Annotated in this window: 17 protein-coding genes; 12 read left to right on the top strand and 5 right to left on the bottom strand. The window is 66.5% G+C overall.

Annotated elements, in window-relative coordinates; genetic code table 11:
- Nucleotides 1-22 precede the first annotated feature (22 nt).
- Nucleotides 23-595 (bottom strand): hypothetical protein, encoded by a 573-nt coding sequence (locus tag ACCD06_RS18235; protein ID WP_109074329.1) that lies wholly within the window; start codon nucleotides 593-595, stop codon nucleotides 23-25.
- Nucleotides 596-841: 246 nt separating this feature from the next.
- Between ACCD06_RS18235 and ccoN the strand changes: the two genes are divergently transcribed.
- From ccoN to ACCD06_RS18275, 8 genes are all read left to right on the top strand, one after another.
- A complete protein-coding gene (gene ccoN / locus ACCD06_RS18240; protein WP_109074328.1) occupies nucleotides 842-2,338 on the top strand; it encodes a cytochrome-c oxidase, cbb3-type subunit I in 1,497 nt (498 codons plus the stop codon).
- Between the two features lie 21 nt (nucleotides 2,339-2,359).
- Nucleotides 2,360-3,097, top strand: coding sequence for a cytochrome-c oxidase, cbb3-type subunit II (gene ccoO, locus ACCD06_RS18245; RefSeq protein ID WP_109074327.1), 738 nt, complete (start codon nucleotides 2,360-2,362; stop codon nucleotides 3,095-3,097).
- Between the two features lie 15 nt (nucleotides 3,098-3,112).
- Nucleotides 3,113-3,274, top strand: coding sequence for a cbb3-type cytochrome c oxidase subunit 3 (locus tag ACCD06_RS18250; protein WP_012972963.1), 162 nt, complete (start codon nucleotides 3,113-3,115; stop codon nucleotides 3,272-3,274).
- A 3-nt stretch (nucleotides 3,275-3,277) separates the two neighbouring features.
- Nucleotides 3,278-4,168 carry a cytochrome-c oxidase, cbb3-type subunit III gene (gene ccoP, locus ACCD06_RS18255; protein ID WP_413342289.1) on the top strand — a complete coding sequence of 297 codons (891 nt, stop codon included), beginning with the start codon at nucleotides 3,278-3,280 and terminating at the stop codon, nucleotides 4,166-4,168.
- 243 nt (nucleotides 4,169-4,411) lie between these two features.
- Nucleotides 4,412-4,942, top strand: coding sequence for a FixH family protein (locus ACCD06_RS18260; protein ID WP_109074325.1), 531 nt, complete (start codon nucleotides 4,412-4,414; stop codon nucleotides 4,940-4,942).
- 45 nt (nucleotides 4,943-4,987) lie between these two features.
- Nucleotides 4,988-7,504: a heavy metal translocating P-type ATPase gene (locus ACCD06_RS18265; protein WP_413342291.1), complete on the top strand. Its 2,517-nt coding sequence runs from the start codon at nucleotides 4,988-4,990 to the stop codon at nucleotides 7,502-7,504.
- Complete coding sequence (gene ccoS, locus ACCD06_RS18270; protein WP_109074323.1) at nucleotides 7,425-7,628, top strand: cbb3-type cytochrome oxidase assembly protein CcoS; 204 nt, start codon at nucleotides 7,425-7,427, stop codon at nucleotides 7,626-7,628. Before ACCD06_RS18265 ends, ccoS begins: the two co-directional genes overlap by 80 nt.
- Before the next feature lie 158 nt (nucleotides 7,629-7,786).
- Nucleotides 7,787-8,473: a Crp/Fnr family transcriptional regulator gene (locus ACCD06_RS18275; protein ID WP_083897443.1), complete on the top strand. Its 687-nt coding sequence runs from the start codon at nucleotides 7,787-7,789 to the stop codon at nucleotides 8,471-8,473.
- 232 nt (nucleotides 8,474-8,705) lie between these two features.
- Here the strand turns inward: ACCD06_RS18275 and ACCD06_RS18280 are convergent, their stop codons facing one another.
- The 4 genes from ACCD06_RS18280 to ACCD06_RS18295 all read right to left on the bottom strand — a co-directional run bounded on the left by ACCD06_RS18280 (nucleotide 8,706) and on the right by ACCD06_RS18295 (nucleotide 11,053).
- Complete coding sequence (locus tag ACCD06_RS18280; RefSeq protein ID WP_413342294.1) at nucleotides 8,706-9,779, bottom strand: COX15/CtaA family protein; 1,074 nt, start codon at nucleotides 9,777-9,779, stop codon at nucleotides 8,706-8,708.
- Nucleotides 9,780-9,892: 113 nt separating this feature from the next.
- Complete coding sequence (locus ACCD06_RS18285; RefSeq protein ID WP_413342296.1) at nucleotides 9,893-10,387, bottom strand: lysozyme; 495 nt, start codon at nucleotides 10,385-10,387, stop codon at nucleotides 9,893-9,895.
- A 145-nt stretch (nucleotides 10,388-10,532) separates the two neighbouring features.
- Nucleotides 10,533-10,682 (bottom strand): hypothetical protein, encoded by a 150-nt coding sequence (locus ACCD06_RS18290; RefSeq protein ID WP_158281972.1) that lies wholly within the window; start codon nucleotides 10,680-10,682, stop codon nucleotides 10,533-10,535.
- 107 nt (nucleotides 10,683-10,789) lie between these two features.
- Nucleotides 10,790-11,053 carry an usg protein gene (locus ACCD06_RS18295; RefSeq protein ID WP_413342299.1) on the bottom strand — a complete coding sequence of 88 codons (264 nt, stop codon included), beginning with the start codon at nucleotides 11,051-11,053 and terminating at the stop codon, nucleotides 10,790-10,792.
- Between the two features lie 355 nt (nucleotides 11,054-11,408).
- Between ACCD06_RS18295 and groES the strand changes: the two genes are divergently transcribed.
- The 4 genes from groES (at nucleotide 11,409) to ACCD06_RS18315 (ending at nucleotide 14,972) form a co-directional block, all read left to right on the top strand.
- Entirely contained in the window at nucleotides 11,409-11,699 is a 291-nt protein-coding gene (groES, locus tag ACCD06_RS18300) for a co-chaperone GroES (protein ID WP_042702035.1), read from the top strand.
- A 48-nt stretch (nucleotides 11,700-11,747) separates the two neighbouring features.
- Nucleotides 11,748-13,391: a chaperonin GroEL gene (gene groL / locus ACCD06_RS18305; RefSeq protein ID WP_109074319.1), complete on the top strand. Its 1,644-nt coding sequence runs from the start codon at nucleotides 11,748-11,750 to the stop codon at nucleotides 13,389-13,391.
- Between the two features lie 273 nt (nucleotides 13,392-13,664).
- On the top strand, nucleotides 13,665-14,039 hold the full coding sequence (locus tag ACCD06_RS18310; RefSeq protein WP_109074318.1) for a hypothetical protein: 375 nt from the start codon (nucleotides 13,665-13,667) through the stop codon (nucleotides 14,037-14,039).
- 15 nt (nucleotides 14,040-14,054) lie between these two features.
- Entirely contained in the window at nucleotides 14,055-14,972 is a 918-nt protein-coding gene (locus ACCD06_RS18315; RefSeq protein ID WP_109150359.1) for a DMT family transporter, read from the top strand.
- Nucleotides 14,973-15,296: the final 324 nt, after the last annotated feature.

Consider the following 15,296-nt stretch of genomic DNA (forward strand, 5'->3'; position numbering starts at 1 on the left):
AATGGCCGGCTGTCCTGTCCACCTACTCGGCGCGCAGGCTGCCGTCCGGCAGGTCGGGGGCGTTGTCGTTGACCACGACCAGATCCTTGCAGAAGCGGACGGTCTCCTGCCGGTGGCCTTCGCTGTGGAAGCAGTCGGGGATCGGGTTGCGGCGGGAGTCCCGGGGCAGGTAGCGCTCCGGCAGGGTGGTGTGGATGGCGGTGCAGCCGAGCCGCCGGGCCAGCCCCTCCATCGCCTGCAGCAGAGTCTCGGCGGGGCCGGCGACGTCGAACAGGTCGAGCACGACGAAGTTGTCGACGCACAGCGTCCGGCCATGGAGGAGCTGCGGTTCGACCGCGTAGGAGAACAGGCCGTGCATGTACCCTTGCGCGTTCTGCACGGTCATGATGCCCCTGGCCGCGGGCAGGCCGTCCGTCCCGGCATCTCCCCTGCCCCCGCCCTTGGGGCTGCTGCCCATGGTTGCGCTGTCGAGCAGCGCTGCGGCAAATGCGCGCCATTGGTCGATCCCCAGGCCCGGCGCGATGGCGCAGACCAGCGGATAGGCTTGGTCGATCTGGCGCCGACCAAGGGGTTTGGCGATGAAACTGTCGTCCATTTCAGTCCGGCCGATTGCAAGGACACTGAACGATGGCAGCCCCGGGCCGCAAGGGTCGTTGACGTAGATCAATGTTGCTGAACCCCCCCATACACATAGTGGCGTCCATTGGAGACAGGCGCGCCCGGCGTCCCTTTCGGCATTTCCGAGTGCAACCTGTCCCGCTCCTTAACAGTACGTACCCAGTGGTGGTGCAACCCAGAAGGCGCGGCCCCACGGCCGCCCGGGGCAAACGGGAGAGATTGTATGACATCAGCGACTCTGACTTCAGGGGCCACCCTGGGCAGCCAGCGGGTGTCGGAAGACGTGCGTTACAATGAGGACGCCATCCGACTCTTCGTTATCGCTGCAGTGTTCTGGGGCGTGGTCGGTTTCCTGGCCGGCACCTTCATCGCTCTGCAGCTGGCCTTCCCGGCGCTGAATCTCGGGCTGGAGTGGACGAGCTTCGGGCGCCTGCGCCCGGTCCACACCTCGGCCGTGATTTTTGCGTTCGGCGGCAACGTGCTGCTCGCCACCTCGCTCTATTCGGTCCAGCGGACTTGCCGCCAGCATCTCTTCGGGGGCGAAGGGCTGGCGAAGTTCATCTTCTGGAACTACAACGTCTTCATCGTGCTCGCGGCGCTGAGCTACGTCCTGGGCTTCACCCAGGGCAAGGAATACGCCGAGCCCGAGTGGATCCTCGACCTGTACCTGACGGTCGTCTGGGTGCTCTATGCGGTCCAGTTCATCGGCACGGTGATGACGCGGCGCGAGTCGCACATCTATGTGGCGAACTGGTTCTTCATGGCGTTCATCCTGACCGTTGCCATCCTGCACATCGGCAACAACGTCAACGTTCCGGTGTCGCTGTTCGGCATGAAGTCCTACACCTACGTGTCGGGCGTGCAGAGCGCGATGGTGCAGTGGTGGTACGGCCACAACGCGGTCGGCTTCTTCCTGACCGCCGGCTTCCTGGGCATCATGTACTACTTCGTGCCCAAGCGCGCCGAGCGGCCGGTCTATTCCTACCGCCTGTCGATCGTCCACTTCTGGACCCTGATCTTCCTCTACATCTGGGCCGGCCCGCACCACCTGCACTACACCTCCCTGCCGGACTGGGCGCAGACGCTGGGCATGACCTTCTCCGTCATGCTGTGGATGCCGTCCTGGGGCGGCATGATCAACGGCATCATGACCCTGTCGGGCGCCTGGGATAAGCTGCGCACCGACCCGGTCCTGCGTTTCCTGGTCACCTCGGTCGCCTTCTACGGCATGTCGACCTTCGAAGGCCCGCTGATGTCGGTCAAGCCGGTCAACGCCCTGTCGCACTACACCGACTGGACCGTCGGCCACGTGCACTCCGGCGCTCTCGGCTGGGTCGCCTTCATCTCCTTCGGCGCGATCTACTATCTGGTTCCGGTGCTGTGGAAGCGCTCGCAGCTCTACAGCCTGCGTCTGGTCAGCTACCACTTCTGGACCGCCACCATCGGCATCGTGCTGTACATCACCGCCATGTGGGTGTCGGGCATCATGCAGGGCCTGATGTGGCGCGCTTACGACAACCTGGGCTTCCTGCAGTACTCCTTCGTGGAGACCGTCGCGGCGATGCACCCGTTCTACGTGATCCGCGCGATGGGCGGCGTCCTGTTCGTCACCGGCGCTCTCATCATGGTCTACAACCTGTGGCGCACGGCGAAGGGCGATGTCCGCATCGAGAAGCCCTATGTCACCACGCCGCACAAGGCGACGGTCGGCGCGGCCTGACGCTAGGGAAGGATGCGAGAAATGGCTCAGGATAAAAAGGGCTTCAGCCACGACCTGATCGAGCGGAACACCCTTCTGCTGATCGTGCTCGTGCTGATCACCGTGTCGATCGGCGGTCTGGTTCAGATCGTCCCGCTCTTCACGATCGAATCGACCATCGAGAAGGTGGAGGGGGTCCGTCCCTACTCCCCGCTCGAGCTGGCCGGGCAGAACATCTACTTCCGCGAAGGCTGCTACAACTGCCACAGCCAGCAGATCCGTCCGTTCCGTGACGAGGTCGAACGCTATGGTCATTACTCGCTGGCGGCGGAGTCGATGTACGACCATCCGTTCCAGTGGGGCTCCAAGCGCACCGGCCCGGATCTGGCCCGCGTCGGCGGCAAGTACTCCAACGACTGGCAGGTCGCCCATCTGGTGAACCCGCGCGCGGTCGTGCCGGAGTCGATCATGCCGACCTACGGCTGGATGAAGGACCGTCCGCTGAGCTACGGCGACATCGCCGACCACCTGAAGACCCTGAAGATCGTCGGGGTGCCCTACACCGACGAGCAGATCGCCAACGCCAAGGCCGATCTGGAAGCGCAGAAGAACCCGGACGGTGACACCGCCGGCCTGACGAAGCGCTACCCGAAGGCCGTGGTCGCGAACTTCACCGGCAGCAAGACCGTCACCGAAATGGACGCTCTGGTTGCCTACCTGCAAGTGCTGGGCACCATGGTGGACTTCACCAAGTACCAGTCCAAGCAGCTGCAGCAGTAATCGGGGGAGGAATCCATGGACTTGGATTCGATCACGGTGATGCTTCGGTCCTTCTGGACGGTGTGGTTGATGCTGCTGCTGACGGGCATCCTGGTTTACGCCATGTGGCCCGGCAACCGCCGCACCTTCGACGACGCCGCCCAGATCCCGCTCAAGGATGATGGTCAGGAGCTTTAGACCATGGCACAGAATTACAAGGACGAGCTGTCCGGCGTCGAGACCACCGGCCACGAGTGGGATGGACTGCGCGAGCTGAACAATCCGCTGCCCAAGTGGTGGCTGTATCTCTTCTACGTCTGCATCGCCTGGGCGATGGCCTATTACGTGTTCTACCCGGCCTGGCCGCTGGGCAAGACCTACACGAAGGGCATCCTCGGCTATTCCCAGCGCGAAGAACTGGATACCAAGCTGGCGGAAGCGAAGGCCGGCCAGGCCAAGTACCTGACCGCCATTGCCGCAAAGTCGGTCGACGAAATCCAGAAGGACAAGGACCTGCTGGGCTTCGCGATGGCCGGCGGCCGCTCCTACTTCAACGAGAACTGCGCCGCCTGCCACGGCGCCGGCGGCCAGGGTGCCAAGGGCTTCCCGACGCTGGCCGACGACGTGTGGCTGTGGGGCGGTGCCTCGGCCGACATCTACAAGACCATCCAGCACGGCATCCGCTCGGATGACGGCGACACCCGCGGCACCCCGAACGTCGGCATGACCGCCTTCGGCAAGGACGGCATCCTCACCCGTGATCAGATCGATCAGGTGACGGACTATGTCCTGTCGCTGAACGGCAAGCCTGCCGACGCCGGCAAGGTCGCCAAGGGCAAGACCGTCTATGACGAGAACTGCGCCGCCTGCCACGGCGACGCGGCCCAGGGTGCGGTTGCCGCCGGCATCGACGGCGTCGGCGCCCCGCCGCTGAAGCAGGCCAACTGGCTCTACGGCGGCGACAAGGCGACGCTGATGGAGACGGTGACCAACGGCCGCGCCGGCGTGATGCCGGCCTGGTCCAAGCGTCTGGACGACGCGACGATCAAGTCGCTGGCGGTCTACGTCCACAACCTGGGCGGCGGCAAGTAAGCCGTCCGACTGGGGAACTGGTTCGGAACTGACCGGAAAGGCGTCGGGGGGGCAATCCCCGGCGCCTTTTTCTTATGCGTAACTGGCGGTCGGACGGCCGCTTCGTTAACTTCCTGTCATTTGATCCATCGCAATGTACCTGCGGCAATCGGTCGCCATAGTGCCTCCCGACCGGCCACACACATCGTCGATCGAACGCCGCCGATCGAAAGCAGCCGACCAGTCGAAGGGCAACCACCGACCATGAGCATCAGCACCGCCACCGGAAACCGCCCCGTCCCCCCGAAGCGTGGCAAGGCGCCGCGCCAGCCGGGATGGTACATCCCCTGGATCTTCGTCGGCGTCTTCATGATCGTCCTGGCGGTGAACGGGGTGATGGTCCATTTCGCGATGTCGAGTTGGACCGGGGTGGAGACCGAGAACCACTTCATCAAGGGTCTCGGCTACAACAACGACCTCGCCGGCGCCCGTGCCCAGGCGGAGCGCGGCTGGCAGGTCGAGCCCCAATTCACCAGCACCGAGCCGCGCAAGGCGGTGATCGCCATCACCGCGCGTGACAAGCAGGGTCAGGTCCTGAAGGACGCCACCGTCTCCGTGACGATGATCCGCCCGACCGCGGAAGGGCACGACAAGAGCCTGACGCTGCCCTATCTGGGCGAGGGCCGCTATGGCGCCCCGGTGGAGCTGGATCTGGAAGGCCAGTGGGACATGCGCTTCGTCATCACCCACGCCACCGGCGACTATCAGGACCAGAAGCGCGTCTGGGTGCAGTGACGGCGGCGACACCGCCGCGACCGGGACAGCCAGGGTGACGTTGAGATGACCGTCTGCCTCCATTGCGGACAAGAGCTGGGCGAAGGCGCGCAGAACGGGACGATCGCCGGTGCCATGACCGCCGGTGACGGCGCCGGTCCCTTCTGCTGCACCGGCTGTGCCGCCGCCTACGACCTCGTCCGCGGGCTGGGGCTGGAGCGCTATTACGAGCGCCGCAGCGTCGATCCCACCGCCCGCCCGCTGCGCCCCGACGAGACCCCGGCCGCCGATTACGAGCCGCATGCCCGCGAGGAGTCCGACGGCAGCCGCAGCCTGCACCTGATGGTCGACGGCATGCAGTGCGCGGCCTGCGTCTGGCTGATCGAATCGGCGCTCAGCCGCCAGCCGGGCATCGGTCAGGCCCGCATGAACATGACCACGCGCCGGCTGACCGTGCGCTGGGACCCCAAGGAGACCGACGCCAACGCGGTGGTCGGCACCGTGGCGCAGCTGGGATACCGCGCCGTGCCCTTCGACCCGGAGCGGCTGGGCGGCGCCCAGGCGAAGAGCGAGAAGGAGCTGCTGCGCGCCATGGCGGTGGCCGGCTTCGCCATGGGCAACGTCATGCTGCTGTCGGTGTCGGTCTGGGCCGGCCACAGCCAGGGCATGGGCTCCGCCACCCGCGACCTGATGCACTGGATTTCGGCGCTGGTCTGCATGCCGGCCATCGCCTATGCGCTGCGGCCCTTCGCGCGTTCGGCGCTGTCGGCGCTCAGCCATGGCCGCACCAACATGGACGTGCCGATCACCATCGGCGTCCTGCTCGCCACCGGCATGAGCCTGTTCGAGACGATCCACAGCGGCGAGCACGCCTATTTCGACGGCGCGGTGATGCTGCTGTTCTTCCTGCTGATCGGCCGTTATCTCGACCAGCGGGCGCGCGGCCGGGCGCGGTCGGCGGCGGAACAGCTGCTGGGCCTGCGCGCCAACGCCGTCACCATCCTGAACGCGGACGGCACCAGCGCCGTGGTCGCGCCGGAGCAGGTCGGCCCGGGCAGCACCATCCTGGTCGCCGCCGGCGAGCGCATTCCCGTCGACGGCCGGGTGTCCGACGGCGTGTCCGACCTCGACACCGCGCTCATCACCGGCGAGACGGTGCCGGGCACCGCGCGGCCGGGCGATCAGGTCTTCGCCGGCACCCTGAACCTGACTGCTCCCTTGCGCCTGACCGTCACCGCGGTGGGGGAGGGCACGCTGCTGGCCGAGATCGTCCGGCTGATGGAGGTGGCGGAGCAGGGCCGCGCCAAATATGTCGCCATCGCCGACCGGGTGTCGCGCCTCTACGCCCCCGTCGTGCATCTGACCGCGCTGACCACCTTCGCCGCCTGGATGCTGCTGGGCGGGGTGGTGTGGCAGGACGCGCTGATGAACGCCATCGCCGTGCTGATCATCACCTGCCCCTGCGCGCTGGCGCTGGCTGTGCCGGTGGTGCAGGTGATCGCCAGCGGCCGGCTGATGCGGCAGGGCACCCTGCTGAAAAGCCCGACCGCGCTGGAACGGCTCGCCGCCATCGACACGGTGGTGTTCGACAAGACCGGCACTTTGACCGAGGGGCACCCGGTGCCGCAGCTCGACGGGCTGCCGGCGGAGGATCTGGCGCTGGCGGCCTCGCTCGCCGCGGCCAGCCGCCATCCGCTGGCCCGCGCGCTGGCCGCCGCCGCGCCGGAGGTGCCGGTGGCCGCGGGCGTGCGCGAGATCGCCGGCGCCGGCCTGTCGCTGCAGACGGCGGACGGCGAGGTGCGGCTGGGCAGCCGCCGTTTCACCGGCGCGCCGTCGAGTGCCGAGGATGCCGCCGGTCCGGAGCTGTGGCTGGCCCGTCCGGGCGAGGAGCCGCGCCGGATCGTCTTCCTCGACGCCCCGCGTCCGGATGCCGCCGCCGTGGTGACGGCGCTGAAGGCGCGCGGGCTGGAGGTGAAGCTGCTGTCGGGCGACCGCAAGGGCGCGGTGGCGGCGGTGGCGGAGCGGCTGGGCATCGCCGATTGGCGGGCAGAGCAGACGCCGGCCGACAAGACCGCGGCGCTGGCCGACCTGGCGGCGGAGGGCCGCACCGTGCTGATGGTCGGCGATGGGCTGAACGACGCCCCGGCGCTGGCCGCCGCCGCGGTGTCGATGTCGCCCTCCACCGCGGTGGACGTCAGCCAGACCGCCGCCGACGTGGTGTTCCAGGGCCGGCTGTTGCGCCCGATCGTCGAGACGGTGGAGGTCGCCCGTCGGTCCGGCCGTCTGGTGAAGCAGAATTTCGGCATCGCGCTGGTGTATAACCTGTGCGCCGTGCCGCTCGCGATGGGGGGGCTGCTGACGCCGCTGCTGGCGGCGCTGGCCATGTCGTCCTCGTCGCTGATCGTCATTCTCAACGCGCTGCGGCTGGCCCGCGGCGCCGTCGTCAAGGATCTTCCCGTGCGGGACATCGCCGCGCGGGAAGCGTCGGGTAAGGATTCGGGTGATGGACGAGCTTCTCTATCTGATCGCGATCGCGCTGAGCCTGGGCGGTCTGGGGCTGGGGGCCTTTCTGTGGGCGCTTAAATCCGGCCAGTTCGACGATCTGGACGGGGCGGCCCACCGCGTGCTGTTCGACGATGATCTGCCGCCGCCCGCCCGCGCCGGACATGAGGCTGCCAAGCCGGCGGAGGCCGGGCGCGGGCAATAGGCCCACATTCTGTACGGGCAATGAAAGGGACGTATGCGTGCGAGGTTGCGATTCCGAGCGATTGCCACCAATATGAGCGCATGCGGAATGAAAGGCTGGGTTCGTCCATGCCACCCTTCGATATGGTCCGCGCTCGCGATAAGAGCGCTGCGACGGAAATGAATCCCTGCGGGGCCTGTCCCGTGCGCAGCCTGACGGTGTGCGCCGCGCTGGAACCCGAGGAATTGCGCCGTCTTGCCGACATTCTGCAGAATGTGCGCATCGACGCCGGCCACACCCTGTTCGCCGAGGGTGACGCCGCCGACGCGCTCTACAACGTCACGTCGGGCACGGTGAAGCTGTACAAGCTGCTGCCGGACGGGCGTCGCCAGATCACCGGCTTCCTGGTGACCGGCGATTTCCTGGGGCTGGCCGTCAACGACAGCTATGCCTACACCGCCGAGTCGGTGACCAGCGCCTCGCTCTGCCGCTTCCCGCGCAAGAAGATCGACGCGCTGCTGGAGGAATTTCCCAAGATGCAGCGGCGCCTGTTCTCCATGGCGTCGAACGAGCTGGCCGCCGCGCAGGACCAGATGCTTCTGCTCGGCCGCAAGACGGCGAAGGAGAAGATCTGCTCCTTCCTGCTGATGCTGTCGCAGCGCGCCGCCCGCCGTGGCCACAAGGAAAACCCGGTCTTCGTGCCGATGAGCCGCGCCGACATCGCCGACTATCTGGGCCTGACCACCGAAACCGTCAGCCGCACCTTCACCCAGCTGAAGACCGCCGGGGTGATCTCGCTGCAGGAAGGCAACAAGGTCCTGATCGCCGACCTCGACGCGATGTACGATCTGGCCGAGGGGGCGTGACGCGCAGCCTCGCGCTTTTGCGGGGTGCGGGCGTGTTCGACAAATTCTCCACGGATGTCACGGATTTAAACACGGATGTCACGGATGTTCTTCCGCAAGGCCTTGGCCTTCCGAAGAGCAGCCGCCTTGGCAAGTCATGAAAAAATCCGTGTAATCCGTGTATAAATCCGTGACATCCGTGTAGATCTTGCCAGGCATCTCTGCGCGCTGGCAAGAATACAGCCAGCGCGCGTTACTCCCTACCGATCGACCGCAGTTCGAACAGCAGCCACACCAGCATCGACACCACGAGGATCGCGCCGGCCTGATGGGCGGCGGCGATGGGAATCCACACCACGGTCAGCAGCGTGGCGATGCCCATGGCGATCTGCAGCAGGACCATGGCGCCCGACGCCAGCGCCGCGCGGCCGGCGCGGCCGGGAAGGCGGGCATTGAGGACGCGGGCGGCCAGCACCAGCACCACCACGCCGGTCAGGATCGCCAGCACGCGATGGATCAGCTGGATCGCCGCGGTGTTCTCGAACGGATTGATCCACCAGGGGGTCAGCGTGTCGACCTCCGGCGGGATCCAGTGGCCGGCCATCAGCGGGAAGGTGTTGTAGGCGAAGCCGGCATCCGATCCGGCGACCAAGGCGCCCCAGACGATGGTCACGGCGACCAGCCCCAGCGCCCAGCGGGCGTGGCGGCGCAACGGCGCCGATTCCGGCCGCCAGCCGGCCAGCGGCAGCGGATCGAGCAGGCCCAGCGCGGTGCGCAGCAGCAGGGCATAGATCAGGATCGCGGTGCTGAGATGCAGGGCCAGCCGGTAATGGCTGACGTTCGGCGAATCGACCAGCCCGCTCTTCACCATGAACCAGCCGATGCCGCCCTGGAGGCCACCCAGCAGGAACAGCCCGGCCAGCTTCGGCCACAGCTCGGCCGAGATGCGGCCCTGCATCCAGAAGCGCAGGAAGGGGATCAGGAAGACGAAGCCGATCAGCTGGCCCCACAGCCGGTGGAACCATTCCCACCAGAAGATCGACTGGAAACCGGCCAGATCCATGTGGCTGTTGTAGATGCGGAATTCCGGCGTCGCCTTGTACAGGTCGAAGACGCGGTTCCATTCCGCCGAAGACAGCGGCGGCAGGATGCCGATCAGCGGCTTCCACTCCACCATCGACAGGCCGGATTCCGTCAGCCGGGTGATGGCGCCGATCACGGCCATGGCCAGCACCATGGCGGCGCAGACCAGAAGCCAGACGGCGATCGGCCGGTTCGGGTTGGGGCGAGTTGCGGCGGCGAGGCTGTCGGAGGCGAAGGCGGTCAAGGCGGCATTCCGGAGCACGGCGGTGGGATGTTCGCCAATGTGGTGCGAACATCCCGTCCCGTCAAACGCCTCTTGTCAGGCGCCTCTTGCCCCGTGCCCGCCGGGACGGCGGATCAGACGGTGCCGTCGGCGGTGGTCACCCCGGTCTGGGGCTGGGCGGTCTGGCCCTGGAACAGCGCCTCTTCCGCCGCGCGGCGGGCGACGAGGCCTGCCAGCTTGGTCGGCTTGCCGGCCACCGTGGCATAGACCCAGCGGCCGAACTGGTCGGCGGCCCCGGCGTAGTCACCGGCATTCAGCAGCTTCAGCAGGGTCGAGCTTTGCAGGCTGCCGGCGCCCAGATTGAAGACGAAGGAGGACAGGGCGCCGCGCTGGTCGTCGTTCAGCGCCACCTTCACCAGCCCGTCGACGCGGCCCGCCGCCTCGGTCAGGTCGGAGGCGAGAAAGGCGTCGGCCTGCTCGGCGGTGATGGTCTGGCCCATCTTCACCCCGGCGGTGTGGCCGTAACCGATGGTGGGAACGCCGGCCGGGCAGAGATAGGCGTTGAGGTACAGGCCCTCGAAATGCTTCACGAGATCGACCGCGGCTTGGCAGACCGGCTTGGTGGTCATGGATGCTAACTCCCGGTTGGCGCGCCGGGCGGACACCCTCCGCCCGCAACGGGGGTGATCCTATGCGAGATACGCGCTTAGCGGGAAGGATGGAATGCAAATTGTCGTAATTCGCCGAAAGTCCATCGGATGGGCTGCCGGAGAGTCAGGGTGTCAGCGTCTGCGCGGCGCCGAACAGCACGAACAGGGCGAACAGCAGCGCGAACAGCCCGGCAATGGTCGTGACCTCCAGCAGCGCCTCCACCAGCCGGCTCTCACGAGTCCGCCAGTCCACCGCCTTCCGCTTCGCCGCCATCGTCCCCTCCACCTCTGCAGCCCCGGTATTCGCTAAAATTTTAGCGAATACCGGGGCGTGGTGCTGTGACGGCAGTCACAGGGGGGGTGAAAGGGCGCCGGCCGGGATCAGTGAAGGCGGAAATCGGCGGCGACGTGGCGAAGCTCGCCGGGGGTGATCAGGGTCTGGCTCGCCAGCCGCACCGAATGCAGCTTGCCATCCAGATTGCGCTGCCAGAAATCGAGGAAACGGCGCAGCACCGGATAGTCCGGCGCTTGGTCCAGCTCCTGCCACAGGTAGCACTGCAGCAGGCCGGGATGGTCCGGCATATGGTAGAGAATCTCGGCGGTGGTCAGGCGGAAATCGCGGAGCTGGAGGCTGAGGTCGGCCATGCGCGGTCTCCCGTTCGGTGGGGGGATCGGGTGGGTCTGGCGGTGTCCGGTTCCTTCCGGTGCCGTTCCGGCATGGAGGCAGGCGCCGGAACGGTCGGGTCCTTCGTGACCGTTTGAAGAAATCTTGCCGCGGAGCGGGTCGGGGTGCAACGGAAAATATCAAACACTTTCAGTGTGTTAGCAGCATGCTTCGGTGAGTGCTGCCGGCATTCGCGACAAATTCCGAAATGAGCCTCTTGAATCCCCAAACCGCTTCTATTAGCTGTCTGGCACTCGCCGGGTGGGAGTGCTAACAGCCGCCGCCCGCGCCAATTCACGTCAGTCAGAACCAAGCCTTGATCCAAGGAGGCATTCCATGAAGTTCCGCCCGCTGCACGACCGCGTCGTCGTCAAGCGTCTGGAGTCCGACACCAAGACCAAGGGTGGGATCATCATCCCCGACACGGCCAAGGAAAAGCCGCAGGAAGGCGAGATCATCGCCGTCGGCCCCGGCGCCCGTGACGAGTCGGGCAAGGTCGTGGCGCTGGACGTCAAGGCCGGCGACCGTATCCTGTTCGGCAAGTGGTCGGGCACGGAAGTGAAGATCGAAGGCGTCGATTACCTGATCATGAAGGAATCGGACATCATGGGCGTCATCGAGGCCTAAGTCCTCCGCCCTTATCCTTCGAAATTTACAAGTTAAAGGAATCGAGACATGGCTGCCAAAGACGTCAAGTTCGGCCCCACCGCGCGCGAAAAGCTGCTGCGTGGCGTTGACATCCTCGCCGACGCCGTGAAGGTCACGCTGGGCCCGAAGGGCCGCAACGTCGTGATCGAGAAGTCCTTCGGCGCTCCGCGCATCACCAAGGACGGTGTGTCGGTCGCCAAGGAAATCGAACTGTCGGACAAGTTCGAGAACATGGGCGCCCAGATGGTCCGCGAGGTCGCCTCGAAGACCAACGATCTGGCCGGTGACGGCACCACCACCGCCACCGTGCTGGCCCAGGCCATCGTCCGCGAAGGCGTGACGAAGGTCGCCGCCGGCCTGAACCCGATGGACCTGAAGCGCGGCATCGACATCGCCGTCGCCGCCGTCGTCGCCGACATCCAGGCCCGCGCCAAGAAGGTCACGACCAACGACGAGATCGCCCAGGTCGGCACCATCTCCGCCAACGGCGAAGCCGAGATCGGCAAGATGATCGCCCAGGCGATGGAGCGCGTCGGCAACGAGGGCGTCATCACGGTGGAAGAGGCCAAGAGCCTGGACACCGAGCTGGACGTCGTCGAGGGCATGCAGTTCGACCGCGGCTACCTGTCGCCGTACTTCATCACCAACGCCGACAAGATGATCGCGGATCTCGAGAATCCGTACATCCTGCTGCACGAGAAGAAGCTGTCGGGTCTGCAGCCGCTGCTGCCGGTCCTGGAGTCGGTCGTGCAGTCGTCGCGTCCGCTGCTGATCATCGCCGAGGACATCGAGGGCGAGGCGCTGGCCACCCTGGTCGTCAACAAGCTGCGCGGCGGCCTGAAGATCGCCGCCGTGAAGGCCCCGGGCTTCGGTGATCGCCGCAAGGCGATGCTGGAGGACATGGCCATCCTGACCGGCGGCCAGGTCATCTCGGAAGACCTCGGCATCAAGCTCGAGAACGTCACGCTCGACATGCTGGGCACCGCCAAGAAGGTCGTGATCTCCAAGGAGACCACCACGATCGTCGACGGCGCCGGCGAGAAGGCCGACATCGAAGCCCGTTGCGGCCAGATCCGCGCCCAGGCCGAGGAGACCACCTCGGACTACGACCGCGAGAAGCTGCAGGAGCGTCTGGCCAAGCTGGCCGGCGGCGTCGCGGTCATCCGCGTCGGCGGTGCGACCGAGGTCGAGGTGAAGGAGCGCAAGGACCGCGTTGACGACGCCATGCACGCCACCCGCGCCGCGGTGGAAGAGGGCGTGGTCGCCGGCGGTGGTTCGGCCCTGCTGTACGCCGGCAAGGCTCTGGACAAGCTGGTCCCGGCCAACGACGAGCAGCGTGTCGGCATCGACATCATCCGCCGCGCCCTGCAGGCCCCGGTCCGTCAGATCGCCTACAACGCGGGCACCGACGGTTCGATCGTGGTCGGCAAGCTGCTGGACCAGAACGACGCCAACTTCGGCTACGACGCCCAGAAGGGTGAGTTCACCGATCTGGTCGCCGCCGGCATCATCGATCCGGTGAAGGTGGTTCGCACCGCCCTGCAGGACGCGGCCTCGATCGCCGGCCTGCTGATCACCACCGAGGCGATGATCGCCGAGAAGCCGGAGAAGAAGGCTGCTCCGGGCGGCATGCCGGGCGGCATGGGCGGCATGGACGACATGGGCTTCTAATAGCCCGCAGTCCGTCTGTCTGCCGACCATTCAATGGTTCGGAAAGGGGCGCCTCCGCAAGGGGGCGCCCTTTTCTTTTGCCCGGAGGGATGTGGGGGAGCGGGTCGCGCCGAATTGCGGTCATCGCGAAAAGCCCCAACCCTGAAATGTCAAGGCGAACTCCGCCTTGCTTTGCCGCGGTCGCCTCCCAATAATCCGCCCCTCTCTTGCCGGGTGCCCCAGCGTGGGGCGCCGGCCTCCTGACTTCCGTATATTTTAACGAGGGCCTGTTCCATGCGCTCCTTCGAGGGCCAGCATTCCGACAACGTCGCCATCAAGCGCACCCGCGAGCAGAAGCAGCGCCAGCTGGTTCAGCTCAAGGAGCAGCTGGCGACGCTGAAAGCCCACGCGGCCCCCGCCATCCGTGAAGCGTTGGTCAAGCGCATCGCCGAACTCGACGCCGAACTGCGCCAGCCCGCCAAGCCGCCCCGCGAAGGTCGTGAGGGCCGCGAAGGCCGCGAGGGTCGTGGTGGCGAGGGCCGTGAAGACGCGCCGCGCCATCCCCGCCGCGAATCCCGCCCCAGCGTCTTCCGCGCCGAAGACAGCAGCGACCGCGCCGGCGCCCTGTCCGCGTCCAGCGTCTTCGCCTCGCCCCGCCGCCGCAGCTGAAGCACGGACAGCCCGATGCCCGCCGACCGCGTCGCCTCCGCCAAAGGTTCCCGTCTGGCCGATCAGGCTTGGCTGCTGATGATGCTGCCGCCCCTGTTCTGGGCCGGCAATGCGGTCCTCGGGCGCGCGGTCGCCGGGGCGGTGCCGCCCATCGGGCTGGCCTTCTGGCGCTGGTGCCTGGGCATGCTGGTGGTGCTGCCCTTCGCTTGGCCGCATCTGCGCCACGACATCACGCCGATCCTGGCGCGGTGGAAGAGCGTCCTGCTGCTGGGCACGCTGGGCATCGGCATCTACAACACCTTCCAATACATCGCGCTGAACACGACGACCGCGCTGAACTGCGTGATGCTGCAGTCGTCGATGCCGGTGATGATCGTGCTGATGAGCCTCGTCCTGTTCCGCGACCGGATCGGGGCGATGCAGGGGGTGGGGATCGCCGTCTCCCTGGTCGGCGCGACGACGCTGATCTCGCACGGCGATCCGGCGACTCTGCTGGGGCTGGAGCTGAATGCCGGCGACGTCTGGATGCTGGCGGCGGTGGTGATCTATGCCGCCTATACCACGCTGCTGCGCCGCCGGCCGGCGATCCATGGCCTGAGCTTCGTCGTCGTCACCTTCGCCATCGGCGCGGTGGAATTGCTGCCCTTCTACATCTGGGAGAGCCTGAGCGGACACCCGGTGCAGGCCAGCGGCATCACGCTGCTGGCGGTCGGCTATACCGTGCTGTTCCCGTCCATCGCCGCCTATCTGTGCTTCAACCGGGCGGTGGAGCTGCTCGGTCCCAACACCGCCGGTCTCGCCATCCATCTGGTGCCGGTCTTCGGCAGCCTGCTGGCCATCCTGTTCCTGGGCGAGCAGCCGCATCTGTATCACGGGGTCGGCATCGCGCTGATCGCCGCCGGCATCGTCCTGGCGACCCGCCGCCGGGCCTGAGCGGGGGCGGGGGCAGGCGCAGCAATAAAATTACCGGAAAAGAGAAATTTTCGGAATGTGCCGGCGAAATAAAAAGCTGGGATTTGATTGTTTCACGTGGGACAAAGTTGGGAGGGCGTTTTTCCGCGGGCTGGTATCGGTCCAGAAGAAGAACTTGCGAGTTTTCTCGCGAAGTTCGCCATCCGGTTTTTCCCGCGCCACGGGATAGCGTCTTGATTGGGCTTCTTGTTCGGGTGTTCGCCCGTATAATATCCCCGATATCCTTTTAGACACCCCCACTATCCCTCGCGCCTGCGGCGGTCAATAAGGGACGACCGCTAAAAT

The sequence above is a fragment of the Azospirillum sp. CT11-132 genome (assembly GCF_047302835.1).
In the GTDB taxonomy this organism is placed as follows: Bacteria; Pseudomonadota; Alphaproteobacteria; order Azospirillales; family Azospirillaceae; genus Azospirillum.